Origin of the sequence: Paenibacillus sp. FSL P2-0322, assembly GCF_037975315.1 — a bacterium.
In the GTDB taxonomy this organism is placed as follows: Bacteria; Bacillota; Bacilli; order Paenibacillales; family Paenibacillaceae; genus Paenibacillus; species Paenibacillus polymyxa_B.
This window is the reverse complement of the sequence record NZ_CP150243.1, coordinates 5691234-5717150: the sequence shown is the minus strand read 5'-3', so window position 1 is coordinate 5717150 and position 25917 is coordinate 5691234. Positions and strand designations below refer to the sequence as shown.

Below are 25917 nucleotides of genomic sequence, written 5' to 3'. Positions count from 1 at the left end.
AGCGAGGAACCAAATATCACGATACCTGTATGTCGGAGATACGATTCTTCTAAGCATTCTTAAAAAAGGAGATAGCCTATGAAGTGGAAAGAGCCAACGTTTGGTGCAACACCTATGTTGAAGGCCTTAACAACTGCTAATGCACACAGGAAAGCAAAGGCTTTTGATCTGGCGGCAGAACAAAAGAAACAAAAACTGAATTATCCTGATTGGGCCCAGACCTGGATGCGTAAATACAAAGAAGATTGGTATATCGCTCAAGCAAATGGCGACGAGGTCGGCATGCGGAAAGCGCAAAAGCTGGCAGAGGGACTTCGAAGCAAGCTCCGCGAAATGGCGACGATGCCGAAGTGGGCCCAAGAGCAAATGCAAAAAGAAACCGTTCGCTGGATGACCGCTGAAGCAAGCGGGAATATCAAGCAAAAGCTGGCTGCTGAGGAAGCGGGACGAGCCATACGTGGGAAAATTGAAGGAAAGTTTGTTTCTGGTGTGGAAGATAAAGAATCAGAAAAAAATCCATATATAGGGGATAAAGTGCCTGATAAGTTGCATAAAAAGGAGGTTCATAACACCAGCCACAATACACTTAAATATGCTGAATTAGTTGGTCAAGAAGTTGTTGGCACATTTGAAGGGGGAGCCTACGCTATAGCAGGCAATTATGATGGAGCTGGTTTATCTCTGGGTTGGATGCAATTAAACCTTAAAAATAACCTACATGAAGTCCTGAATGACTATGCTAATAGTGCTGATACGAAGGATGAATTTAACTCAATCTTTAATTTTAGTAGCAATGGAAGAAAAGCATCCGATATCATGAGAGAGATGGTTAAAGCTGATCAAAAGAGAAGAGTAAGTTGGGGAAACTCGATAAGTAAGCCTCCTAAGAAAAAAAGTCTTTATGAGCCGTGGAACTCGGCATTTAGAAAGTTAGTAAAGAGCGATAATTTTCAGTTGAAATACACAGAATCCCCAAAAGTAAAGGGATATCACAAAGAAGCTCTAAGAATTATGGAGTTTATTGGGATGAAAACAGTTAGAGGTTATGTGCTTTCTCTGGATATTTCAGTGAACAATGGATCAACTAAAAAGAAATTAGTTGATGAAGTGATGAGTGGCGGGAAAAACTGGCTTATTGATATTCATGATGAGCATTTTAAAGGTAGGGATCCAAAAGATAAAGAAGTGGTGAAAGATTTGTTGAATAGGCTCTCTAAAACAAAGGATCCTGTGCTAAAAAAAGCATATCTGGCTGGTGCAGCTGCAGCACTTCAAAAAATAGGGGGGTTTTCATGGGATTCTTGGTCCAGAAAGGTTGCAATTATAGAGGGCAAGGGAGTAGTCCACAAAAGTAATTTCTCAAATGCAAAGTTAACAGATGAATCTATTCATTATTAAACTTGGTTTCGATGAGTATATCAATTGATAAAGGAATTTAAAATATGGGGAACAAAAAAAAGATATTTATCTATTTCGTACTATTGGTATGCACACTTACGGGAATTCCTATAGGATTAACTCCAACATATGGACAGATAGAATCTAAACATAACCGTGCCTATGCTACTTATAATATTTCTTCCTTTCAAGGCAGACTAGGTAATAGATCGGAGAAGGGCATTAATAATATATTAACCAAGAAATGGGAACAAGGGTATATTCACTCCGATTTCCCTATGGTTCAAGAAGGTAATGAAGTATATACATCCACTCCAATCACTTCAATAGATAAAGCAACAGGGAAAATAAAGTGGCAATCCAAGTATTATGCTGATAAAGATATGTATGTTGATCATAAAGTATTAATCTTTATTGAAGGTGAACAAGTGGTTGCTCTGGATCGAAAAAGTGGACAGGTAAAGTGGAGATTTACAATTCCGGATGATTCTAATATATTAGGTCCAACAATCAGAGATGGGTTAGTTTATATAATTACAGATGAAAGTAAGATATATGGAATTGATATTGATAGTGGTCATTTGAGATGGAGATATACCGGTCCATATGGGGGGCCGATTTCTGCATTTAGTTCTCCTGTTCTCATAGGGAATGATTTACTTTATATTAATGATTCTAAAATTCACAAAGTTAATATCCGCTCCAAGGAAATTTCAGGGAGTTTAGATATAACATCCGGACTAGAGAACAGTTTAGTGGTTTATAAAAGTCAATTGCTGAGTTTAACAGATGAAGGAGACATTGTATTAATAAACCCTGCTACTATGAAGGCCATTTGGCATAAAAAAATAGATATACCACATAGTGATTATATACTTTGGCCCTATTTGGCTATTAAACATGATGAGCTAATCTTAAGCACTAATGATAAGGTATTTATTTTTAGTTTAAAAGATGGAGAAATCACATGTGAATATACGTTTCAAGGTAAAGGCTCTATAAAAGGATTAGGAATAAAGGAGGGTAGAATTCTATTGCTGTCCAATCAGGATATTTGGATTCTGGACCCCGAAACCCAAGTAGCAAAATCGTTTAGGCTACAAGTATTTAGTGCCAAGGATAATTATAACTATAGTTATTTTAATAATTTCATAGTAGATTCAGGTGGGATATATGTTATTACTTATGAATATTCCAATATGAAGAGGCCAACTAAATCAAGATTGATTAGGTTTAATTTGGTATTTGATAAATAAGATAAATGGGTATTGATATGCATTATTAAATACAAATCAAGTACCCAATTGATAGGGTTTTGATTTTTCTAATAATCATCAAGGAAAAAGTAGTTAAGTTGACAGCATAATAATTAGCTACTTGCGAGGAAAAAAGAGATGTACAAACGAAGTAGTGCCTTTTTTATTATACTTCTGGTTATTTTTGGAACGGATGCATGCAGTAAAGCACCTCTTCTTCAGCAAGAGAAAGTTAGGGAGAAGCAGAGTGCACAAACTGAAAGAATCAACTTAAATATACCAAGCGATCCTAAATCCCTTCAGGAAGAGGACTTTGAAATTTCATATCGATCACACAAAATTGATAAGAATACGGATATTAAAGAACTTATCCATAAGTGGGGTTACAGTGAGGGATTTGAAGCAAACAACAGGGGATATGTTAGTGGGAATGGAACATATAGAAGATGGAGCTTGTCTTATCCTAACTATGAAGATCCAGAAATTGATTTTGTAGTCTTATCTAAAATTGAACTTGAAGGGGAGGAGCTAGTTGATGGTGAAAGTTATCTAGTAGCCGTGAGCTTGGAAAATCCCAAGTTTAAAACCAAAAGAGGATTGAAGATTGGTGATACCCTTGGTAAAGTGCTACAACTTTACGGTCAACCAAGTATCATAACAAATAGAAGTCTGGTTTACTCCAAAAATGGCCTACATTTGAATATTTATTGGGATACTAAAACAGAGAAAGTAGATAATATTTTTATCGAATATAACATGGAGAAATCCGTGGAGCAGCAACGTAGTGCTGATTATGTAGAAGAAGATGCTCAGCCCGATCCTGATCTGGAACCATATACTATCCAAAAAGGACAATCGTTTACCACCACTCTTAATGGATGGGGGGAAGTAAAGTTTATATCCACATTGAAAGATGAGGAAACAAATGATCTGATACACGCAAAGTTTTTTTTGGAAGTTAACAGTGACAAATATGTGGAAAATAAGATACTATACGAATTCCCCGAATTTTATGGTAACAACGGTAGGATGATTGACAGGATTAAAGCAGTAAGCTTTAAGGATTTAAATCATGACGGGCGTACGGACATTGTCATAATTGCGGATTATATCACAGGGGTAAATGCGCACGGAATAGAAACGCGCCCTATCGCGTGGATTTTCTTTCAGAAAAAGGACAATACGTACACTACCCTATCTGAATTGGATAAGAATATCAATCAAACAGGCCACAATCGAACACTTCAAAATGTCATTCAATATGTAAGTAAACAACGTATAAACGTTCAATGAACAACGTGAAAAGGGAGTTTTTTGAAATCAACTTTATAAAACAAAATAAAATAAAATACTATTTTTAATATTGTTATTTAGTCTGCTATTGAATGGATGTTCTGAACAACCTACGAATGAGAAGCAGCAAGCAGTTGATCCCATCAAACCTAGCACTCAAATGATAGAGAAAAAAGCTGTGACTGAACCAGAGTCTGCTGCTCAAAAACAAGATCGGAATAGCAATATTGTGAATCCGATTAATAAAAGAAATGAAAATTACGCCATAGATTCTAACACATTAGATCAGTTTATAAAGAAAATCCAACCCCCAAATGAGCAGCTTCAAAAAATATTAAAAGAAGATTTGGACCATGATGGAAAGCTGGAATATGTACTTACTTTTGGAATAGAAAAAGAGGAGATTTATAACATATTTGTAGTCCGGGAGGATGATGGGTATCACATCATTGATAAACTAGAGGATCCGGTTATAGTTGTGCATATAAATACAGATGTGAAAATCATGAAGCTGGACCAAACAGATCAAAAATTTATCGTTGTATACTCTATAGGCGACGGAGGGGCTTATTCAGAGGGATTCTCTATATATGCCTTGGAAAATAATCATATCAAGAGTATAAATTCTGATTTTCCTAATGCTACTGGACAAGGAATTCGAACGTTGAAAGATACCGATCATGACGGTGTCTTTGAAAGTGTCGATTATTACGAGTTTAGCGACACTCAGGAGCATACCATCGTGGTCTATCAAAAATATGATGGAACAGGACCTGAAAAAAAGGAGATTTTGTATAAAAATAAAAGTAAAAAGTTTGTATATCCAAGCGATCCTAAGGCTGTGATATTGAACTACTTGGAAGTTGATTATCTTATGAAGTGGTTTGATTTACCTTTTCCTGAAATGGACCAGCTCACCGATCCTTCAGCAAGGCAAACATATGATTTTGAGGATGCTGTCGATTTTTCCGGTTTAGCATATTTATCTTACCCGGTGTTGGAACTGAGTATTAATGAGGTTAGTAGCGATGATAACCGAAAAATATTTTTGGTAAAAGATAATTCATTAGAAGAAAGAGCGAAAAAGGAAATTACGTTTACGTTAGAAAAGCAGTCAGGCAAGTGGAAGATTATGAGTATAGAGATGAACGATAAATTGTAGAAAGCGTGATATCTAGCATGAGTTACTTGAAGCATGGGCGAATCTGTTGCGCGCTGTTACTACTAATTTCCTGTTTAGTAATGAACGGATGTACGAAGGGACAGGATTCTCCAACAGCAGAAAAAAATCATACGCTTTCTCTCCCGAATGAGGCTAAAACGATTTCCTATTCGAAAAAGCTGGACACGTTAGTGAAAAAACTTCATATAGTCAACAATGAGAATATGGATTATGATGTCAGACAAAACAAGCTTGAGGAGTTCACACAGGAATTTAATTTGTTGTTAAACGAGCCAAAAAGTGTAGAGATGAAGGATGGAGAATTAGTAGAAAAGTTCGATAACAATCTCACTATCTTAACAAAATCGTTTCAGTTAAAAAGTGGACGGCTAAACGTTAGGGTTATGAATTATAGAGCACCTAAAACGGTGACAGGTACGATCGGAGATAAATACACATTTATTCAGTGGTGGAGTTCGAGGCAACTTGTACACGCCCAGATAATTGAGGATGGCGGGCCAGAATTGACTACAGATTTTGTGGTTCGAGATTCAGAGCACGGAATACAGTTGTGGTTAGGGGGGGATGTCTCCATATATCACCCAGACCCTATATTTGTGGATTTGTGGGAGTTGTCTGGACAAAAGTGGACGGAGAAAATCATAAATGTAGGTAAGATGGAGCTCCCTGATGCGTGGGAACTGAACAGGGATATGAATGAGCCTATTATTTTAGAGAGTCGACAACATGATAGCATGAGTATCGGAGTTTTAGACCACGGCGATGGCTTCTTCATAAACAGTGATGATTCTGAACAGAACCTTATCATTGAGTTCTCCAAAAGTGGAGAAGTCCGTATTGATTCCGAATATAGCATCGCCTCGAATACTCATAGTGAACCGCAAAGCTATGAACTCATGCAAGAGAAATATTCGGAAAATGGGATCATTATTAAATATCCTCAAATTACAAAACTCAAGGATAATGCAAAGCAAAAATCTTTAAACCAAATTCTTAAGACCGAAGCGGTAAAAGGATTATACGAACATGTCGATTCTGGTACTGAAGCTCATGTAGAGATTGATTATGAAATTAAACGGCAAAGTGAACGGTTCTTGAGTGTTCAATATACGGGTGTTTGTTATGTGAAGGACGCAGCCTATCCTAATCATATTTTCTATACGACCAACTTGGATATGAAGCAGGCTTCAATATTAAGATTGAGTGATCTGGTGAAGATCGATAAACCTTTTATTGATCTTATAAAAAGCGGGAAATTCTCAGCTGTAGAGCCAGAACAAAAAGATTTACTTGGTAATCTTACTCAAGATGATTTGATTCTAGCATTAGCAAGCGCGGATGTACCCGAAGGATCGCCTGTGGAAGCAGGAATAGAATCATTTAGTTACCTCACAAGTGATTCATTAGGAATTAGTATTCCTGTGGCTCATGCAGTAGAGGACCATGCGGAGTATGAAATTCGTTTTGCACAAATTCCAGAGAATATCAGGCAGAATGAGGAACTATGGAGTGAGCTAAGTTCTGTTGAGGATCAGTCTGTTTCCACAGTTGGCGGTGAAAAATTGGATACCGACCAGTATGAAGTTGAAGAGTCACAGTCTTTTCAAACTACTCTTGAAGGCTTTGGGAAAGTAAGATTTGTATCCACATATGGATATCCGGAAGGTCTTCGTAAATTCTTTTTCTTTCTATTAGATGATCAAGGACATATTTTATACTCATTCCCAGAGTTCTACGGGAACCATGAGTGGGTAGCGCGATTTGGAGGCGTAGAAGCGGTGGCCTTCAAGGATGTAAATAAGGATGGATTGAAGGATGTTGTCGTCATTGCCAATGTTGATAATGGGATTCATGGACCTGGTAGAGTTGATGAATTCCCTATGGCCGAGATATATTTTCAGAAAAAAAATAAAACCTTTACCACGCTCCCTGCATTGGATCAGGCTCTCAACGATCAGGAGCATAATCAAACTGTTAAAGATGTCATTCAGTACGTAAGCAAACAACGGATAATTGTAAACTAACCGACAAAAAGGGGCAGAGACATGGGATATCCAATCATAAAGTATAACGGAACGGTTTTATCTCTTAAAAATCCGAAAGTTAAAGTTGTACAGAAAATGAATGAGCATGTGAAAGTCTTTTTGACAGGTGTGTTAACGGGTGCCCAAATGGAAGAGTACACAGATCATATGGAGGCAGGGGCTAAGTTAGTCGTTTCTTATGTGAATGATGATCAAAAGCAGATTGTATTATTTAGGGGATTAGTCATGCAGTTCAGAATCAAGTTGGTGTCCAATGTAGCCTATTTGGTCGTCGAAGCCCTCTCCTATACAAGCCAGCTGGATGAAGTGCTTCATAGACAATCTTTTCAAAATGTGAAGATGAAGGTGCAGGCATTACTTGAACATGTACTTAAATCATATCCCAAAGCCAATTGTACGAGCCGCTTAAAAGATCAGCTTTTACAGGAATTTACGATGCAATTCGACGAAACGGACTGGTCGTTTCTAAAACGTATAGCGTCTCGGCTTGGTTGGGGACTGATACCTGATCCGATTGGAGACAAACCTCAGTTTTATTTTGGATTACCGGATGGTGTCAATCAAGGTGAGCTAAAACAGTTTAACTACTCGATGACCAGAAAAACCAAACCAGGAGCCAGCAAGGACGACAACCTTTTATATTATAAAGTGCAGACGACTGGGGCCAAAGATGTTCTGCTGCATATTGGCGCAGAGGTCAAGTTCAAAGGGAAAACCCTATACGTCTTGCAGTCTGTTGCGTTTATACGGCATAGTGTCTTGTGGCATGAATATGTGCTGACTACATCGGATGGAATGAAGCAGGATTTAATTTTAAATGAGAGTATTCGTGGCATCTCGTTGAAGTCCAAGGTTATTGGAATTGAACAGGATCATGTGAAGGTTTTCTTTTATGAAATGGATAAGGTCAAGCCTAACGTCAAGGAAACCTGCGCTTTTCCAACGGCTACATTTTATACATCGGAAGGGAATACAGGATGGTACTGCATGCCGGAGCTGTTTGATTTTGTAGATATCCACTTTCCGACCTCTAAAGAAAAAGACGCTATTGTGACCCACTCGATTCGTAAGAGATCCAAGGGCGGTGACTTTATTAAGGACCCGTCGACGAAAATCTTTATGACCAAGTACCGCAAAGCTATTATTTTTGAGAAAAATGAAATTTTAATCACGGGGAACGACGATGAAGTGGTGATTCGACTGCTGGATGACCATGGAATTGAACTGCGAAGCAAAAAGGATATCCGTGTAAAAGCTGACGGGAACCTGGTGTTCAATGCGGGTAACACCATACAGGTCACCGCGAAGGATGCCATCGGCTTAAAATGTAAAACGAGTTTGGTAGAAATGGATGGTAACATCAAAATGACTGGAGAAAAGATTAAGACGCAATGACTAATCCATCGTGAAAGGGTAAAGAATATGGCTAAAGAAACTACAGGAGCAATTGTAAACGAGAAACTGCCTACCCAAGAAGATATGATTCAAGAATGGAAACGTAAAATAAGCAAAGGCGAATATCCTTTTATTCATGTAACTAAGCATAGCACCAAAGGTGAAGAGCGTTAAAGATGGTTAGCAACAAGTAAATAAGGCTCCTAAGGAGCCTTATTTGAATTTGATGATCTATACCCTTTTAGCACTATTATGTAGCCGTAAAGGTGAAGTTTATTAACTACATTTGTCATTGCATACTCTTTAGTAGTACAAATTAAAAATGGTGTTCATCTATGCAATTTTCACCTAACATACAGTTACAAAGACCTATTCTACATAAACTATGTACTGTGACCAGATATACTGTATCCAATGACTTTATACTTATTTTTCCTCTCGGCTATATCGCTCGCAAAAAGGATGCACTATAATTATACTACTTCTTAATTTGGGAAAAATTAGACTTTAACATTTATAATAGTCCTTCTCAGGAAGAAGGGGTCTTGTATTTGGGGACTTCACTGTCGATAAACCAATCTGGCCCGGAGACGTCGATCACTTCTTTGGTTTTATAATTATAGTAGATGGTAATTTTGTTGTCTTCGTGGCCTTTAATGTGCCCATACAAATAAAGCCTGGAGTGGACAGCAGGATCATCCACAGCATAATCCTTTAATATGAAATCGGCATTATAGTGTTCTTTAATAAACTCCACACCGATGGGAGTGGCGACGTCTACTAATTCTTTTTTCTCTTTGTCGGACAAGCTGGAACAACCTCCTAAATACATAATAATTAAAATAAGTGCCAGAATCAGTGGGATTTTTCTGTTCAAGTTACAATTCTCCTTTTCTGGTAATCACCTTTTTTCATAACTCTATAATATATTTACACAATAGACAAGGTGGGAATAACTTGACCTTCACTAACGATAAAACATACTGGACCATTGCGGATAGAGTTTATGACCGAGAGTTGACTGCCAAAGATTCTAAAAGCAGAATTCTTCCTGACTGGAAGATTGTTGAGCCTGAAGGAGCTATGCTACATGATACGAACGGTTCTGGATTCGATGCGACTGTATTCCTTAACGAGAAGACCAATCAGGTGATCATCGGTTATAGGGGTACAGAACCTCCAGATCGCCCCAAATGGAGCGTGGCAATGGACTGGGGAACGGATATCAGCGATGTCGTCGGAGGACGCGCAAAAACGTTGGAAGAAGTCCATCAATATTATGAAAATAATAAGGCAGAGGTGGCTAAACTCCCACCACAAGTGCAAAGTGCATTTCTTCAATATGAGGAAAAGTATCAGAATAATCAATTTACACAAGCTGAGAATCTGTATGATGTCGTAAAAAAACAGTATCCCTCTGCTGAAATAACGACCACAGGTCATTCTCTAGGAGGAGCGGAGGCAGAATATGTGGCGGTGCGGAATGGACTGACATCAGTCGCTTATAATCCACCAAGTATTGTACATCTGTTACCGGATGATCTTCAAAAGAAGGTGGAAAATGGCGATTTTCGAAAGACGAATGTCGCTTATGTCAATCCGAAAGATACTATCGGTTCGGGAGCTAATGATGCACAGCCACATGTGGGTACAACCTACTTTATAGACAATGATTATAAAACGGCTAATAAAGCCAAAATCACTATTCCTGTTTCATTACCAGTCGAAAGAGAAAATAAGTGGGCTAACTTTTTTTTGGGGCCCAAATGGTCTCCCATTGTGTATGTCCCGATTACGTTACCTATGATGCAGCAAGATCCTATTACAAAGTTCTATAATTCGGTAATGGGAGAAGCAACACATAGCATGGATCATTTCACATTTGATGAAAATGGCAATATCAGCAATCCGCTGTACACCATGGACGGTCAATTGGTGGAAGGCAATCCACGGGTGCAGGCGTACGAGCAAATGCTGGCCGCGCGAGCAGAACTCAAGGAAGTCATGGGCGACCTGGTTGAACGCTACGGTGGACAAATGGGTGCTTTCGGGCAGTTTGCTGCTACTACACTGGGAGTGAATCTGATGGGAGAAGGACAGCAAAATGGTCGCACCCATGGTGGGGCATATTTTGTGGGCAACAAAAATGGGGGCACAATTCAATTAACACCTGAGGAGCTAAAGCATGCGGCTAACCAGATGCGTTCCAGCCTGCATGGGTTCTCTAGCGATACCCGAGCATCCATCCAGTTATTTCAGGCTCATATCGGGACAAGTGAAAGTCAGTCTTTGACCCCAATTGCGCATAGTGCAACGGCAACGCTAGATCGGATTAATCGCTGGTATCAGGAATCAATTACGGAGATAGCAGAATATATAGATCGCAAGGGTCAGGAATTCACGATGGTGGATCAGTAAAAGATCAGCTGTAAGAACACAACAGGGGGCAAAAGAGATGGGCAGAATATCTTTGAGTCTGGGGGATTTGCGAAGGGCTGTACAGCAATGCGAACAGCTAAAGCAAAGACTTCAGCATCAGGAGCAGCAGATGAGAAATATATATGGTCGTCTGCAAGACTGGAGGGGCGAATCGGCTGCTGAATTAACACGTAAAATGGAGACGTTTCTCCAAGGCACAACTGTACGAATACAGGAATTGGACGATCATAAAGAGCAGTTGAAACGTTATATTCGGAAAATGGAAGAAGCTGATCGGCGTGAGGAGAGACGCAAACGGGCTGCACAATGGTGATGTAGAGCTCAACCATTAAGTCAGCTACATAACATAAAAAACCGCACAATCGCTAGGGGACTCCCGCGGGGTACGGTTAAATGCGTTTAAATAAAACTACATATATAGTAGTAGAAAAAAATATTCTCCCAGAGTGATGACGATAACGACTTTGTAGTCTACTTTAATTTTCCTGCGGAGAATATAGCAGTGTTCGGAAACTTAAGGGTTAGACGAAAAAGTGTAAAAATGTTGAAAAGCTACAAAGTTCGACATATTGTTCGCTTTTTCGCATCATATGTTATTAGATTAGGGATTTTTGTTTGCTATTTATCGTATATTTATGTATAATCTATCGTGTTGAAAGATTGATTGTACGTAATATGCTGATGAGGGTGGGTTCATTGACGCTGCTCGACAGTAACGAAAGCAAGAAGCGGATGTGCCAGATTTACAATGAAGTTTCAAAGGAACTGTTCGGCTTCGGGACCACGCTGCTGCGGGCCACCGTTGAGAACAACATTGTTACCTTTGTGGCGAAGCACCGGCGTTCTCCACGCTCGGCGGCATTGGAAGTGGAAGCCCCCGGCTTGAAGCTGGAAGTGGATTTCCGAATGTCCATGCTGTACAAGAAGAGACTTCGCGAGAAGCTGATTGAGGATATGGAGCTCGATATAGAAGCTTTACTGCGCGATTATGATGCAGCAACGCAGTGGGCAATTACGAACATCATACTGAAAGAATCCTAATAAAATTGGATATTCGGCTTTTCGCTTCGGATCTATCTGAGGGGAGAACCTGTTATAACGCGCAGCGGGATCAACTTATTCTTTGTTTACGAAGAAAAGTATTCTTGTTTTACAAGAGTACTTTTCTTTTTTGTGTCATAAGGTGTGCATAATAAAAAAACAGGGGGAGTTTCATATGAAAAAATGGTTTAAAGGATTTATGGCTGTGACCTTGGCATCTGTGGTACTGGCAGGTTGCGGCAGCAATGCTACTGGCGGTCAGACAGATGGAAAAGATGGCTCAGCTGATGGGAAAAAGAAACTAGTTATTTCAACATGGGGCTTTTCCGAGGACTTTTTTAACAAAGAAGTGTACGAGCCTTTTGAAAAGGAACATAACGTTGACATCGTGGTCGAAATTGGGAATAACGCAGAACGGCTGAACAAAATCAGTCAAGGTAGTACAGACGTCGATCTGATTTATCTGTCTGATTATTATGCTCAACAGGGAATTCAACAGGGATTGTTTGAGAAGCTGGATCGCAGCAAGGTGCCAAACCTGAACCAAATTTATGACATTGCCAAAGCACCGCTGGGTGAAGAGTATGGTCCTGCTTATACAGTTGGGCGCCTCGGTATTGCCTATAATCCGGAGCTGGTGAAAAAGAATGTGACCTCTTGGGCTGACCTGTGGGGCAGTGAGTTCAAAGGAAACGTGACTCTGCCGAACATTACGGCGACTGCCGGACCAATGATGGTAGATGCAGCCTCCAAAGTAGCGGGTAGTAAGGAGTTTAATGAAGACCAAGCCTTCGGAAAACTGAAAGAGCTGAGTCCGAATATCGTTAAGTTTTATAGCAAAACGTCCGAGTTCGTGAACATGTTTAGTCAACAAGAAATTGCGGGCGGTCCGATCATGGAAATGTACTTCAAAGATTTGCAGGCGGCTGTGCCAGGAGCGAAATTTGTAGCTCCTAGTGAAGGTGCTTACGCAGTAATGAACACGATTAATGTAGTGAAAGGCTCCGACCAGAAGGAGCTGGCTGAGGAATTTATCAACTGGCAGCTGAGCAAGGAAGTTCAAGAAAAATCTGCCAAGGCAAAGGTTGATTCCCCGGTGAATACGCAGGTGGTACTATCCGGTGCGGATACAGAGGGAATTACGTACGGTGCGGATGTAGTGAACAAGCTGACCAAGCTGGATATGAAGTTCGTTAACGATCATATCAAGGCATGGACAGATCGCTGGAACCGGGAAGTTGCACAATAATGAAAAAGGTCATATTAGATGTAGATACGGGCATTGATGATGCGTTGGGTATTTTACTAGCGGCCAAAAGTGGTCAGCTGGATATCCAAGCGATTACTACAGTATGCGGTAATGTTTCACTTAAACAAGCAACATTGAACACATGCAAAATCCTCGACCTTTTGGATAGACCGGATATTCCGGTTTATCGGGGGGCAGAGGCTCCCTTAATACGTAAAGGTCTGCACGAGCACCGTGTCCATGGAGAAGACGGCATTGGAGGTGCATTGAGTGGAGTAGTACCAGCCATGTCTGCGTCCGAAGGTTTTGCACCGGATATCATCATTGATACCGTGATGGCTCACCCGGGGGAAGTGACGCTCATTTGCACCGGCCCACTCACCAATCTGGCACTGGCGCTGCTCAAGTGTCCCGAGCTGACGGATCACGTCAATGAGGTCATTTTTATGGGCGGTGTTATTCACGGATGCGGCAATATTACACCTGTAGCGGAGTACAACATGTATGCTGACCCTGAAGCCGCACGAATCGTATTTCATGCAGGATTTGGTCGATTGATACAGGTGGGACTGGATGTAACACGGAAGGCTCTGCTGACTGCGGATCATATTGCTCGTCTGACCCGCCCAGCAATTCGTAATTATGTAGCTGAAAGCACGGCCGTTTATACCAAGCGTTATGAAGAACGCAACGGGGTAAAAGCGTGTGCGCTTCATGACCCGCTTGCCGTGGGTGTCGCGTTGAATTCGAGGTTAGTAAATACCTCGCTGTTGTATGTCGACGTGGAAACCTCGAGTCGCATATGTGATGGACAAACAGTGGGCGATGTACAGAACCGCCTCAATCATAGCCCTAATATGAATGTGTGCGAACAGGTGGACAGCGAAGCTTTTCTGGAGCTGTTTATCCAGGTGCTGAATAAGGAATAACATTTTGATAACCGCAAGGAGCTACCCATGAAGAAAACATACTTGTATTGGCTGCTGCTGCCAGGTCTGCTCTTTCTGGCGGTGTTCATGGTCATTCCGATTGTGTTGACGATCGGTTCGACCTTCGTACAGAACAGCTCATTCACCCTAGAAGGCTATCTCCATTTCTTCAAGGACCCTTATTTTTTGAAAATATTGCTGACTACGCTGGAAGTCAGTGTCGTAACGACACTTGTGTGCGTATTACTCGGCTTCCCGACGGCTTATTATATTTCGCAAAAGGCCCCGCGTCGTAAAGGGATTTTGCTAGCGCTGGCTATCTTCCCCTTGTTGACGAGTCCGGTGGTGCGGTCATTCAGTTGGATGGTCATTCTGGGTCGCAAGGGGCTGTTAAATAACGTGCTCATCGGTTTAGGACTCGTGGATGAGCCGCTGAATATTTTGTATACTCCGGCAGCGATGATTATTGGTCTGGTTCATTTGTTTTTACCGCTGATGATTATTTCACTGATTGGTGTACTCGAAAATATCGACGGTGATCTTGTTCATGCTGCTCAGAGCCTCGGGGCCTCCAGATTCAGCGCATTTCGTAAAATCGTATTTCCGCTGTCTGTGCCGGGCCTGATCATTGGAAGCATTCTCGTTTTCGTGGGCAGTCTGACTGCATATACGACACCAGCACTACTTGGAGGAAAACAGCGGGTTATCGCTACATTTTTGTATCAGAACGCGATGACGCTAAACGACTGGTTTTTAGCTTCTGTTATTGCAACAATTATGATTGTTATTACATTTATCGTGGTCGGTCTCTTAAATAAGGCGGCCCATAAACTCAATCCGAAGGGGTAGGTGGATATGCGGGAGAAACATTACGGACTAGGCTTCTTTAGCCTGCTGGTCTTCATCTTTCTGCTCGGTCCGCTGTTGATCATATCGGTCACTTCTTTCGAGCCGGGCACGGTGTTAAAATTTCCTCCGCAGGGCTTTTCTTTGCGCTGGTATGAAAATATTTTTGAAGTGGATTTGTTTATGTCCACGTTCAAAACGTCCATTGTCGTTTCTCTGCTAGGCAACATCTTGGCACTGTTGATCGGTATGCCTGCCGCCTATGCACTTAGTCGTTTTTCGTTTCGCGGGAAGGATGCGCTGAATGCTTTGTTCCTTTCCCCGTTGCTTATACCGGGTATTGTTCTTGGTTTTACACTGCTGCGCTATTTGATCATTGTTTACCATTTACCAGTATATGCTGGACTATTGATCGGACATACGGTGATTATGCTGCCGTTCATTATTAGAGTCATTGCATCCAGTTTGTCTAACTTTGATTTTGCGATTGAGGAAGCAGCGCTTAGTTTGGGGGCTGGACGGCTGGAAACCTTTTTCAAGGTGGTTCTGCCCAACATCCGCTCAGGTATTATTGCGGCTATCCTGATTGCCTTTCTGGAATCATTCAACAATGTCGACATTTCCGTCTTTATGACAGGACCGGGCTTCAGCACCCTGCCCATTCAAATGCTGACTTACGTCGAAAATTATTTTGACCCGACGATTGCGGCGATTTCGGTTATGCTGATGATTTTGACCGGTATCCTGATGTTCTTGATTGAACGACTGATGGGATTGTCTTACTTCACTAAAAGGTAATGGAGGCTTCAACCTTATGGCACTGCTTACTCTGGATCGCGTATCGGTCGCTTATGACAACCAACTGATCTTGCAGGATTTCGATTTGCAGCTCGAACGGGGGCAATTGCTCTCGCTACTCGGACCGAGTGGTTGTGGCAAAACGACCACACTTCGTCTCATTGCAGGATTTCTCGAAGCTAAACAAGGAACATTTTTGTTTGACGATAAGGATTATACTCGGGTTCCGGTAAATAAACGGAACTTCGGCTTTGTATTCCAAAGTTATGCACTCTTCCCGCATTTGTCCGTTTTTGATAATGTTGCCTTTGGTCTGCGGTTACGCAAGGTAAAGGAAGATGATGTAAAGCGCCGCGTTATGACCATGCTGGATACGGTTAGCCTAGGGGGATTTGAAAAACGTTTCCCCGGTGAATTGTCAGGCGGACAGCGTCAACGTGTTGCGATTGCGCGAGCGCTTGTGATTGAACCCGATCTGCTGTTGTTTGATGAACCTCTGAGTAACTTGGATGCTAACCTGCGTGTAAATATGCGTGTGGAAATCCGCCGTATTCAACAGGAACTGGGCATCACTACCGTATATGTATCGCATGATCAGGAGGAATGTTTTTCGATTTCTGACCAGGTTGCGATTATGAATAAGGGGAACATCGAACAATTAGATGCTCCATCGACCATTTTTAAATATCCGACGACCGAATTTGTCGCCCGTTTTATTGGGTTTAATAATTTTCTGAGTTTTGACGAGCGTACTGAAGAAGGGGATCGTATTCGACTAAATACAGGCGATCTTTCGTTCGGTGTAGCGCGTAATCAGGGTACTGCCCAGCCAGGTGCTCGTCAGGGCGCTATTCGCCCGGATGATTTGGTCATTCGAACAGAAGGCAACGAGACAGGGGAAAATGAGCTTCCCGGTATTATTAAGGTAAGTACTTACCTGGGGCGTAGCTATCAGTATGTGGTAGAAACGGCGAAAGGCAACTTTACGGCTAATCAGGAAATGGATACGCCTTACCTGAGTGGTCAGCGGGTTACCCTGCATTTTCCGGCAGATAAAATGGTGCTGGTCCAATAATCAGCGGGTTCGATGAAGGAGATACATCATGCGTGCAGACAAAATGATTTTACAAGTTAAGGTGTATAACAGTTACTATAAGACGTTCGAAGAAGGTAATGTAGCTATACTTGACGGTAAGTTTATGTATATCGGTCAGCGTGGTCTGGAGTCTTTTGAGGTGGCTGAGATTGTAGAGGGGCATGGGAAATATATGATTCCCGGCCTGATTGACATCCATCTGCATATCGAAAGCACAATGGTGACACCGGCAACCTTTTCCTATGGGCTGATTCGCAATGGGGTAACGACGATTGTACCGGAACCGCACGAAATGGCGAATGTTTTCGGATTGGAAGGCATTCAGGAAATGATGGAAGCCAGCAAAGATTGCGTGGCTGATATGTTCTACGGTATTCCAAGCTCTGTCCCGGCAACGCCGCTCGAAACCTCAGGAGGCGAGATCGGTATTCCCGAGATTGATGCGCTACTGCAAACCGGCGAAATGATCTGCCTGGGTGAAATTATGAACTATGTGGATGTCATTCGTGATCCGGAAAGCAAGACGAATCGCATCTTACGCCATGTTCGTGAGCATTACCCGGAGCTGATCATTGAAGGCCATACGCCGCAGCTGCTTGATCTGGACCTGCATCAGTTGATCTATGCGGGAATAGGCTCGGACCATACTCACCAAAGTATTGAAGGTATGAAGGCGCGAATGGCTGCCGGAATGTTTATTGAAATCCAGGAAAAATCGATGACCCCTGAAGTGATGGACTATCTTATTCAGGAAGATGTGGCACAACATTTTTGCTTCGTAACGGATGATGTGATGCCAGACTCTTTCGTAGAACGAGGGCATCTGAACCATATTGTAAGTAAAGCTATCGGAATGGGCATGAAGCCTGAGGATGCCATTTATGCAGCTACGTTTACTCCTGCTGCACGGATGCGAATGCATGACCGCGGAACAATTGCACCGGGAAAAATAGCTGACTTTGTACTGCTATCCGATCTTGGTCAGTTTGATGTGGAGCAAGTCTATAAGGACGGACTCAAGGTATTCGATAAGTTCGAGGAATACCATCAAGCACCGATAAAAAGCCGCTTCCCCGCCCATTTTTATCAAAGTGTGAAGCTCAATCCGCTCACGGAGCAGGATTTTACGGTAAAGATGGATGTAGCTGATGGCACACATCAATGCCGTGTTATGATGGTCAAGGATGGCTCAACTTTTACGAGCGAACGGATTGCCCCTGCAAATGTGGAGCAGGGTGAACTGGTATGGGAACATGGTGAACATGGACTCATCGCTACGTTTGAGCGATATGGAAAGAATGGCAACCGTGCTTATGGTTTGATCGGGGGAGATACGATTAAACGTGGGGCAGTGGCAACCACCTATTCGCACGATAACCATAACTTGCTGGTCGTAGGGCATAACAAGCAAGATATGATATTGGCTGCGAATACGGTTTTATCCAGCCAAGGTGGCTTTTGCGTAGTTGAAAATGGCAAGGTGCTGTCCCATTTGCCGTTAACCGTAGGCGGGATTTTAACAGAAGGACCGCTGGAAATGGTTGCAGCGCATGTGAAGGAGCTGCGTTCAGCCTTGTTGTCGCTGGGCTACCGCCATTACAATCCAATCATGTCGCTGAGTACGCATTCTTTGCCGGTCAGCCCGGCCCTGAAAATTACCGATCATGGTCTGATTGATGTAAATGCTGGCAAGGTTGTATCCTTAATCGTGGAACCTTCAGAGATGCAAGAATAATAAAAGAGCCGACCCTCTTACGGGCCGGCTCTTTTTTGTCGTGGCTAGGTATGAGGTAGTAGGTTATGGACTTTGGACTTTGTCTACAATACAGATACTTTAGCAGACAAAATTAACATCTTCTTTACTCCTATTGATGTAACCTATGTATAAAGATAAATAAGTCTTGGTTCTGGATATCCTATTGCCTATAGAGTTTGATTTACAATCAATTCACGTAATCTTCATGATTAAAACCGAATAAAGACTTGAAAAACATCGACACAGTGTTATAATTAAAACAGGATTTAGATTAAGTCTAAATTAATAAATAAATATTTATTGGATTCACGCATGGGATTTTGAAGAAAATCAGACACTACTGTTAACGAGTATCCAAGCTTTACACCAACTATATTTTGAATGAAAACGAGAGGGGATTTTAACATGAGTACATTAAATCATACGAACGCACCTACACAAGAGGCCATTCAAGAATTGCACAAGGCATTGAATCGTCAGGTAGCTACCTGGTCTGTATTGTACACGAAACTGCATTATTTTCACTGGTATGTGAAAGGACCTAAATTCTTCACACTGCATGCTAAATTTGAAGAACTTTACAATGAAGCAACAGCTAATCTAGATACGATTGCTGAACGTTTGTTGGCTATTGGTGGCCGTCCGGCTGCGACCTTGAAGGAGCATTTGCAACTTTCAGCTATTCAGGAGTCCGCAGGTGAGCAGACAGCTGACGATATGGTGAAGTCCGTTGTTGCTGATTTTAAAACCATCACCGTTGAACTGGCTAATGGGATGGAAGCAGCGGAAGCAGCACAGGATAAAGCGACAGAGGATCTTCTTAACGGCTTGAGAGAAGCAATGGATAAACATATCTGGATGCTGAGTGCGTATTTGGGATAAGATCTTGGGATATATTTCCACGTATATGGAGATCAGGTGAACAAGATACACATCCCGTTGGTTCCACTCTGCCACTGGAGTATAATAACGTGAAGGCGTGGAAGACCACAGGCTCTTGAGTCATAGAGTTGCCGGGATGGGGTGTGTGTTATGGAAGTGAAACAACAGCTTTTGCATGAAGCGGAGCAGTTTATATATACATGTTATGAGGAGCTGGGCCGAAGCCGCGATGAAGCGGAAGCCCGGCTTCTTCATATTCGTTACGACATAGAGACTACGGGAACGTATGATCATACGTACGAAGAGCTGGAGCACGGAGCACTCATGGCTTGGCGCAATAGCAACCGTTGCATAGGGCGCTTATTTTGGGACAAGCTTTTGGTCAGGGATGCGCGGGGCGCGTCAGATGCGGCGGAGGTGGTCAGCGAGCTCCTGGAGCATATGCGCATAGGAACGAATGGCGGTAAAATTAAGCCAACGCTTACTGTATTTCGCGCCTCCAAGCCGGGGCAGCCGAATATCCGCATCTGGAACCATCAACTCATTCGTTACGCTGGATATGAAACCGATCAAGGGATCATCGGGGACCCGATCTCGGTGGATTTTACCAATGTTTGTAAAGATATGGGCTGGCAAGGAGCGATGACTCCTTTTGATATTTTGCCACTGGTTGTGGAAGCAGGCGGGCGGCCTCCCGAGCTATTTGATATTCCTGAGCATTTGGTGATGGAGGTAGCCATTGAGCATCCAGAACTTTCGGGTTTCGCTTCCTTGGGATTACGTTGGTATGCCGTGCCTATGATTTCGGACATGACGCTGGAAATTGGCGGTATCATCTATACGGCGGCTCCCTTTAACGGCTGGTATATGGGAACAGAAATCGGCGCCCGTAATTTTGCGGATACCTTCCGCTATAATATGTTGCCACAGGTGGCTAAGCTGATGGGGCTGGATACGACGAGTGAAACAACGCTTTGGCGTGATCGGGCGCTGGTGGAATTGAATATTGCTGTGCTGCATTCTTTTAAAAAAGCGGGAGTCAGCATTGTCGACCACCATACCGCAGCGGCACAATTCAAGCTGTTTGAGGAACGGGAGGCCAAGGCTGGGCGCGCACTGACAGGCAATTGGACATGGCTGATCCCCCCGCTATCCCCGGCGACAACGCATATTTTTCATAGTTCCTACGATAATCGGCTTGTGAAGCCGAATTTCGGAGTTCAAGAGAAGCCGTATATGTCGAGACAGGCTAATACAGTATCAGATGCAGTGCTTCAGCAGAAGCGCCAAGGTTGCCCTTTTCATTCCGGATAATGATGGGAATGACCTAATGGCTGGATTAGGATTCCAGCTTATCCCATGCAACGATAAAAAGGGTAGCCAGTGGCCCTATTAATAGGGAGAGCAGAAACCAGTTTAGCCCGCTCCGATTTTTGGATTGTGCCAAGCCGGCATTAATAAGGGCAAGCGTTCCCCAGCCTATATAATAATCTTCTGACATGGTATTCTCCTTTGTAAAAAGGTATAATATCGTACTGTGTATGGTATGAACACATCCATGATTTCATAAGTTTAAAGTAAATATAACTTTATATATCCTGGTTTGAGGAGCGAAGCTAAGTTGGAAAGATATCAGGCAGAGCGCGTTGTCGCTGAGCTTTTGGAACGGGCTGCTATAGGTGTGACAGTTAAGCTGGAGAAACGTTTTCCTGGTGGAAGGCTGATTGGGGGCAAATATGCCATGAATGCTCACGCCATTACCATGTATACGGACGTTATTGAAACACAGTGTTTACAAATGTTCGGCAGCGTTGATCAAGTTGAGGAGTATTTTACGGTTGTGCTTGCACATGAGATCGGGCACGCCGCCGATACGGAATTAGTGGACCTCTCCGATGCTTTGGAGCAAGAGAGCGGGATAGGGACCCGGCAACGACTTGCGCTGCAAATTGAAGAAAACGCATGGAATTATGCGCTTAGATTGGTGCCTGAAATAGAAGCAACGTTTATTTCTGCCGTAATAGACGAGTCCTTGCTGGCCTATCGAGTCCCGGTTATGGAGCATTCTGACATTGCGTAACGATGATGATCCGAGAGCCGTCAGGCTCTTTTTTTGTTGATAATAACAGACGGATCGGCAGGATCATTTAAAGGAGTAGCTTTTTAAGCTGTGACACGCGTCCCTGGGATAGTTCGAGCATTTCGGCTAATTCTTTTTGAGATACATTAGGATGCTCCTGCATGAGCTGTTTTAGTTTATTCAGGAGATCATTCTGATTTCTGTAACTCCTTCTTTTCTTGGGCTGGACAGGACGGGATTCACTCAAATGACTGGAAGGATTATCGCTCTTCAGATTTTCAATACAACTTTTACATATCAGATGATCCCTAAAATAGCTCAAATGATCTACGGCACCACAAAAATAGCAAGAAACCCCCGTATACTTGCGAATCATCAGTCCCTCTGGGGTAATAAAAAAATCGAGGGCATCTCCAATATTAATATTCATAGAATTGCGCAGCTCCTTGGGCAGCACAATGCGGCCCAAATGGTCTAATGGCCGTGTCATTCCTGTGTTCTTCATCATTTTTCCCCTTTCCTGAAATGCGCTTATAGTTGTAGGAATTGTATGTATATATGCTGGAAGTACAAAGCGCTTATATTACAGTTTGTTTTGGTATAGCTCTGCTGAAAAAAAAGCTCCGGCATGACGAACAATTACGTCTGCCGGAGCATTGTACAGCCAATGAATCTAAGATGTCATGTCGAATTACTGTGGGTTGGTTGTCCAAATACCGGCTACTTTTAATTGAACCCGTGGAGGCAGTTTCAATGCGGCTAATGTCAGATCGGCCAAATCTTGCGGTTGAAGCATGCGATCTTCATCACCAATAGGCAATCCTGCATTTGCCGCCAGTTCTGTATTGACAGTGCTTGGAGTCAGCGCGGTAACGCGAATGTTAGATTTGCGAACTTCCTGCATCAGTGCTTCCGTGAAGCCCATCAAAGCAAATTTGGACGCGCAATATGCTGAGCCTGTTGCAAAACCTCTTTCTCCTGCCGTCGAGGATATATTAATAATGTTTCCGCTCTTTTGTGCCAGCATGCTTGGAAGAACAGCATGTGTGACATAGTAGGTTCCCATCAGGTTTACGCGAATAATACGTTCCCACTCTTCGGGGTCCATATCTGCGACTGTGCCAAAGGTAGCAATGCCTGCATTGTTGATCAAAATATCGACAGCGCCCAACTCGTGTTCCAGTGAAGCTACAGCGGCAGCGGCCTGTGCACGATCCGATATATCTGCAACAGCACTCACCACTTTCACACCGTATGTACTCCCCAGCGAATCCTGCAGCTTTTGCAGGTCAGTCAATGTTCGTGAGATTAATCCCAGGTTGACGCCTTCCTTAGCTAAAGTTTCGGCAATTGCTTTACCGATTCCTTTGCTGGCTCCTGTAATAATGGCTGTTTTATTCTTAAGTTCCATCCAGTCTCCTCCTTTTCACTCCATAACGTGGTTGTGCATGTGAGCACATGGTTACATTATACAAGGTTAAACTCATTGAACCAAACTTCGCCTCTGATGAGGTATTCATCTAGAGGTCTCCTATTTGGAAATATTAATATCCCCTGAGGTGGTTTCTGCCTTTATCACGTTCACACTACCGGGAACAGATTCGGGAGTATCTATACTCCCAGAGTCAGAGTGGACATTATAAACACCTTTAAAATCGGGAGCTTGTTTAATCTTCACGTCACCAGAATCAGCATTCACTTCCAAGTTGGCTACGGCACGTTGCGTAATATTTGTCTCCCCTGAGGTTAGGGAAATAAGGCCATTACCGCTATAATCGCGGATGGTAACATCGCCAGAAGTAAGCTTCAACTCCATATCTGCTGCAAGCTGACTGGCTGTAAAATTGCCGGATGTTAAATTTGCGATCAGGTGGGTACTTTGGAGGTTTGTAATCTCGGCAGTGCCTGAAGTAGCGGTGATGGAAGTATTCTGCACGGAGGCATCTTGAAGTTTTACATTCCCTGAATGTGCATCTACCTGTAGGTCAGTTAGTGTTTCGCCGGAGGGCATCTCTACGGTAATCGTTTGATCCACATCAGGGGTGATCGAAAGGAATGACAAGGAAGGGGCCGGCTCCGATTGAATGGTAAGCTTACCGTTCTCAATTTGGGCATTATGAATCTGGTCGGCTACTTTTGTCTGAACTTCTCCACTAATGCGTATCGTACCTTGGTCGCCAGAGCCGGGAGTAAACAAAATAGAGACATCATCAGAACTGTCCACTTTCAGCTTCTGTAGCTGACCACGTGTGAACGTCCATTTTTTGTTAATCGCAGTTGTTTCCTTCATGACTTGTTGACTCCATGGGGCACCGTAAGCCACCATTCCGGCTACACCGATCACAATGCACAGACCTGCTGCAATAAACCACTTTTTATTCATGTTGTTAGTAAGCTCCCCTCAGGGTAGTCTGATTCCATTTCCAGTATCGTACTGTGCCTTTGACCATAAGGAGTAAGAGATAACGTACTCCAGGCAGCAGCAATAGACCTATACCCGTCATCGTGATAGAGAAAAAGAATTTGGCCGGGTAAAAGGTGCTGTTTAGTGCATAATCAGTAACGGCGAGAAGGGGGGCTGCAATGAAGCTGACCGATACCACGGTCAATGAAGCCCATACTGCCCATAGGGTAGCCATAATCGGGATGGAGATTAGCAAATTGAGAAACAGCAGCCCTAAGAAAGTAAAAAGATTGCGTGCGAAGCTTCCCTGACGAAGCGGAGGAGAAGCGTTCCAGGCTGCATTGGGATCATCCAACGCTTCTCGGGCAATATCCTCCGGGTTACCCAGCTCATTGGCAATCTCACTTTCGCTTTTGCCATTAACCAACCCGTAGTCAAAATGCTGGCTCAAATCACTAAGCAGCTCATTGCGTACCTCTGCAGGGAGAGGAGAAAGACGCTGCTCTACCTCTGTAAGAAACTGTTTTCTATTCATCGGAATTCCCTTCCTCCAGTAGGCTTGCGACATGATGGACAAAATCATTCCATTCCCGCGTAAGTATTCTTGTATAATGGCTTCCAGTATCAGTCAGCCGATAATATTTGCGGGGAGGCCCCTCGGTCGATTCCTGTAAATACGTTGTGCAGTATCCTTCTGATACCAGACGGCGGAGCAATGGATATAGGGCTCCCTCAGCTACTTCAATATGACGGGAGACGGCTTGAGCCAACTCGTAGCCATAACGGTCTCTGCGTCCAATTAGAACTAGAACGCACAGTTCCAGTACCCCTTTTTTGAATTGGATGTTCACATTCACGAGCGGTGCTCCCTTCCTGGATGTTATCAATAATTCATAGGTGTCGTTCGGAATAAGGGGAAGAAACGTGTGTTTGTGCATAATTTGTCACGGGTACTAATTATAGAACAGTAGTCAGGTATAATTTAACATCATGTACTGATTAATGCAAGGTACTAAATTTTTAATAATAAAATATTTGTGCCAAAATGGGCAGAATTCCTTCCTTGGAGGCTTTATTGAGTAGCGAATGTTGTAGAAAAAAGTATTTTTATTTGGAAATTACTCGAAATATGGCTGGAAGCACAAATAGGATGCTACTTTAATTTCATTCATTAAAATGATAGATTGTAAAGTATTCAATAGGGTTAAATATTACTTTTTATGAAGAGGTGGGTAAAGGGTGGATTGGAAAAATTGGTATATGGAACTGGAACAGGATGATGAGTCTTGGGATGTATCTGAGGAGATTGTTCTGCGTGGTGTAGTACATCTTAATTTTTGCGGGCAGCCCTCGGAAGTAGAAGTCGAATTTATCGTGGGGGCTGACTCCGAAGAACAGGCACAGACTATAGAAGAACCTACACAGTTGCAAAAAAACACATGGGAGCAGTATATGGAATATTCGTCAGCTATTCATCCTCAAGTGTTGGAGTCCATACACCATCATTATGCTGGCATAGTGGAAAAGTACCGGAATGCTTACAGTATATGGGGAGAGGACCCAGATGAATATGCGCCTTATGTGGAGCGGCCGGAACAATTGCTGGATCGAATACAGCTTGTGTCTATACTGATTTCCGACTCATCGGCAAAGGATGAACTGTATTTGAATTTTAGTTGCTCCTGGGATCAAGAACATGGCTTAGGCGTACATATGAAGCAGATGAAAATGGAGCATATTCAAGGCGTTTATACATTATATGACCTAGAATAAATCCCCCTTCCCGGCTTTTACCAAAAAGGGCCGGGAAGGGGAATAGGATATGGT

At 42.7% G+C, this 25917-nt stretch carries 27 protein-coding genes; 20 read left to right on the top strand and 7 right to left on the bottom strand.

All coding sequences use genetic code 11. From position 1 onward, the window contains the following. The first annotated feature begins 78 nt into the window (after window positions 1–78). The 7 genes from MKY24_RS25320 (at window position 79) to MKY24_RS25290 (ending at window position 8744) form a co-directional block, all read left to right on the top strand. Window positions 79–1398, top strand: coding sequence for a hypothetical protein (locus MKY24_RS25320; RefSeq protein WP_339201101.1), 1320 nt, complete (start codon window positions 79–81; stop codon window positions 1396–1398). A 44-nt stretch (window positions 1399–1442) separates the two neighbouring features. Beyond that, a complete protein-coding gene (locus tag MKY24_RS25315) occupies window positions 1443–2654 on the top strand; it encodes a PQQ-binding-like beta-propeller repeat protein (protein ID WP_339201100.1) in 1212 nt (403 codons plus the stop codon). Window positions 2655–2792: 138 nt separating this feature from the next. Continuing rightward, window positions 2793–3947 (top strand): hypothetical protein, encoded by a 1155-nt coding sequence (locus MKY24_RS25310; protein ID WP_339201099.1) that lies wholly within the window; start codon window positions 2793–2795, stop codon window positions 3945–3947. Between the two features lie 88 nt (window positions 3948–4035). Continuing rightward, window positions 4036–5109, top strand: a complete 1074-nt coding sequence (locus MKY24_RS25305) for a hypothetical protein (RefSeq protein WP_339201098.1) — start codon at window positions 4036–4038, stop codon at window positions 5107–5109. Window positions 5110–5126: 17 nt separating this feature from the next. After that, window positions 5127–7154 carry a DUF4163 domain-containing protein gene (locus MKY24_RS25300; RefSeq protein WP_339201097.1) on the top strand — a complete coding sequence of 676 codons (2028 nt, stop codon included), beginning with the start codon at window positions 5127–5129 and terminating at the stop codon, window positions 7152–7154. A gap of 21 nt (window positions 7155–7175) precedes the next feature. Next, entirely contained in the window at window positions 7176–8570 is a 1395-nt protein-coding gene (locus tag MKY24_RS25295; protein ID WP_339201096.1) for a hypothetical protein, read from the top strand. 27 nt (window positions 8571–8597) lie between these two features. Beyond that, window positions 8598–8744: a hypothetical protein gene (locus MKY24_RS25290; protein WP_177235824.1), complete on the top strand. Its 147-nt coding sequence runs from the start codon at window positions 8598–8600 to the stop codon at window positions 8742–8744. 355 nt (window positions 8745–9099) lie between these two features. On the opposite strand, the gene MKY24_RS25285 is transcribed toward MKY24_RS25290, so the two are convergent. After that, window positions 9100–9447, bottom strand: coding sequence for a hypothetical protein (locus MKY24_RS25285; protein WP_028540771.1), 348 nt, complete (start codon window positions 9445–9447; stop codon window positions 9100–9102). Window positions 9448–9527: 80 nt separating this feature from the next. On the opposite strand from MKY24_RS25285, the gene MKY24_RS25280 reads away from it, so the two are divergent. The 11 genes from MKY24_RS25280 to MKY24_RS25230 all read left to right on the top strand — a co-directional run bounded on the left by MKY24_RS25280 (window position 9528) and on the right by MKY24_RS25230 (window position 20920). Further along, a complete protein-coding gene (locus MKY24_RS25280) occupies window positions 9528–10988 on the top strand; it encodes a hypothetical protein (RefSeq protein ID WP_028540770.1) in 1461 nt (486 codons plus the stop codon). 37 nt (window positions 10989–11025) lie between these two features. Continuing rightward, window positions 11026–11322 (top strand): WXG100 family type VII secretion target, encoded by a 297-nt coding sequence (locus tag MKY24_RS25275; RefSeq protein ID WP_028540769.1) that lies wholly within the window; start codon window positions 11026–11028, stop codon window positions 11320–11322. A 383-nt stretch (window positions 11323–11705) separates the two neighbouring features. Further along, window positions 11706–12050 (top strand): hypothetical protein, encoded by a 345-nt coding sequence (locus tag MKY24_RS25270; protein WP_023990832.1) that lies wholly within the window; start codon window positions 11706–11708, stop codon window positions 12048–12050. A gap of 175 nt (window positions 12051–12225) precedes the next feature. Next, on the top strand, window positions 12226–13299 hold the full coding sequence (locus MKY24_RS25265) for an ABC transporter substrate-binding protein (protein ID WP_028540767.1): 1074 nt from the start codon (window positions 12226–12228) through the stop codon (window positions 13297–13299). Further along, entirely contained in the window at window positions 13299–14228 is a 930-nt protein-coding gene (locus MKY24_RS25260; protein ID WP_068939012.1) for a nucleoside hydrolase, read from the top strand. The genes MKY24_RS25265 and MKY24_RS25260 overlap by 1 nt, the downstream gene beginning before the upstream one ends. 27 nt (window positions 14229–14255) lie before the next feature. Next, window positions 14256–15077: an ABC transporter permease gene (locus MKY24_RS25255; RefSeq protein WP_013312457.1), complete on the top strand. Its 822-nt coding sequence runs from the start codon at window positions 14256–14258 to the stop codon at window positions 15075–15077. Between the two features lie 6 nt (window positions 15078–15083). After that, the gene (locus MKY24_RS25250; RefSeq protein ID WP_013312456.1) at window positions 15084–15872 is read left to right on the top strand and encodes an ABC transporter permease; all 789 of its coding nucleotides are present in this window, start codon (window positions 15084–15086) and stop codon (window positions 15870–15872) included. A 16-nt stretch (window positions 15873–15888) separates the two neighbouring features. Then, window positions 15889–16947, top strand: a complete 1059-nt coding sequence (locus MKY24_RS25245; protein ID WP_023990829.1) for an ABC transporter ATP-binding protein — start codon at window positions 15889–15891, stop codon at window positions 16945–16947. 28 nt (window positions 16948–16975) lie between these two features. Continuing rightward, window positions 16976–18703, top strand: coding sequence for an adenine deaminase C-terminal domain-containing protein (locus MKY24_RS25240; protein WP_068939010.1), 1728 nt, complete (start codon window positions 16976–16978; stop codon window positions 18701–18703). A gap of 426 nt (window positions 18704–19129) precedes the next feature. Further along, window positions 19130–19606, top strand: a complete 477-nt coding sequence (locus tag MKY24_RS25235; protein ID WP_023990827.1) for a DNA starvation/stationary phase protection protein — start codon at window positions 19130–19132, stop codon at window positions 19604–19606. 150 nt (window positions 19607–19756) lie between these two features. Then, the gene (locus MKY24_RS25230; RefSeq protein ID WP_339201095.1) at window positions 19757–20920 is read left to right on the top strand and encodes a nitric oxide synthase oxygenase; all 1164 of its coding nucleotides are present in this window, start codon (window positions 19757–19759) and stop codon (window positions 20918–20920) included. 25 nt (window positions 20921–20945) lie between these two features. On the opposite strand, the gene MKY24_RS25225 is transcribed toward MKY24_RS25230, so the two are convergent. Then, window positions 20946–21107: a hypothetical protein gene (locus MKY24_RS25225; protein WP_013312451.1), complete on the bottom strand. Its 162-nt coding sequence runs from the start codon at window positions 21105–21107 to the stop codon at window positions 20946–20948. A 120-nt stretch (window positions 21108–21227) separates the two neighbouring features. Between MKY24_RS25225 and MKY24_RS25220 the strand changes: the two genes are divergently transcribed. Next, window positions 21228–21686: a hypothetical protein gene (locus MKY24_RS25220; protein ID WP_023990825.1), complete on the top strand. Its 459-nt coding sequence runs from the start codon at window positions 21228–21230 to the stop codon at window positions 21684–21686. Between the two features lie 67 nt (window positions 21687–21753). Here the strand turns inward: MKY24_RS25220 and MKY24_RS25215 are convergent, their stop codons facing one another. The 5 genes from MKY24_RS25215 to MKY24_RS25195 form a co-directional block, all read right to left on the bottom strand. Further along, a complete protein-coding gene (locus tag MKY24_RS25215) occupies window positions 21754–22191 on the bottom strand; it encodes an AbrB/MazE/SpoVT family DNA-binding domain-containing protein (protein WP_013312449.1) in 438 nt (145 codons plus the stop codon). 186 nt (window positions 22192–22377) lie between these two features. Further along, window positions 22378–23097, bottom strand: coding sequence for a 3-ketoacyl-ACP reductase (locus MKY24_RS25210; RefSeq protein ID WP_013312448.1), 720 nt, complete (start codon window positions 23095–23097; stop codon window positions 22378–22380). Window positions 23098–23217: 120 nt separating this feature from the next. Next, entirely contained in the window at window positions 23218–24069 is an 852-nt protein-coding gene (locus MKY24_RS25205; RefSeq protein ID WP_339201094.1) for a DUF4097 family beta strand repeat-containing protein, read from the bottom strand. 4 nt (window positions 24070–24073) lie between these two features. Further along, the gene (locus tag MKY24_RS25200; RefSeq protein WP_069080090.1) at window positions 24074–24625 is read right to left on the bottom strand and encodes a DUF1700 domain-containing protein; all 552 of its coding nucleotides are present in this window, start codon (window positions 24623–24625) and stop codon (window positions 24074–24076) included. Next, entirely contained in the window at window positions 24618–24947 is a 330-nt protein-coding gene (locus MKY24_RS25195) for a PadR family transcriptional regulator (protein ID WP_023990821.1), read from the bottom strand. The genes MKY24_RS25200 and MKY24_RS25195 overlap by 8 nt, the downstream gene beginning before the upstream one ends. A gap of 382 nt (window positions 24948–25329) precedes the next feature. Between MKY24_RS25195 and MKY24_RS25190 the strand changes: the two genes are divergently transcribed. Then, window positions 25330–25863: a hypothetical protein gene (locus MKY24_RS25190; RefSeq protein WP_023990820.1), complete on the top strand. Its 534-nt coding sequence runs from the start codon at window positions 25330–25332 to the stop codon at window positions 25861–25863. Window positions 25864–25917 lie beyond the last annotated feature (54 nt).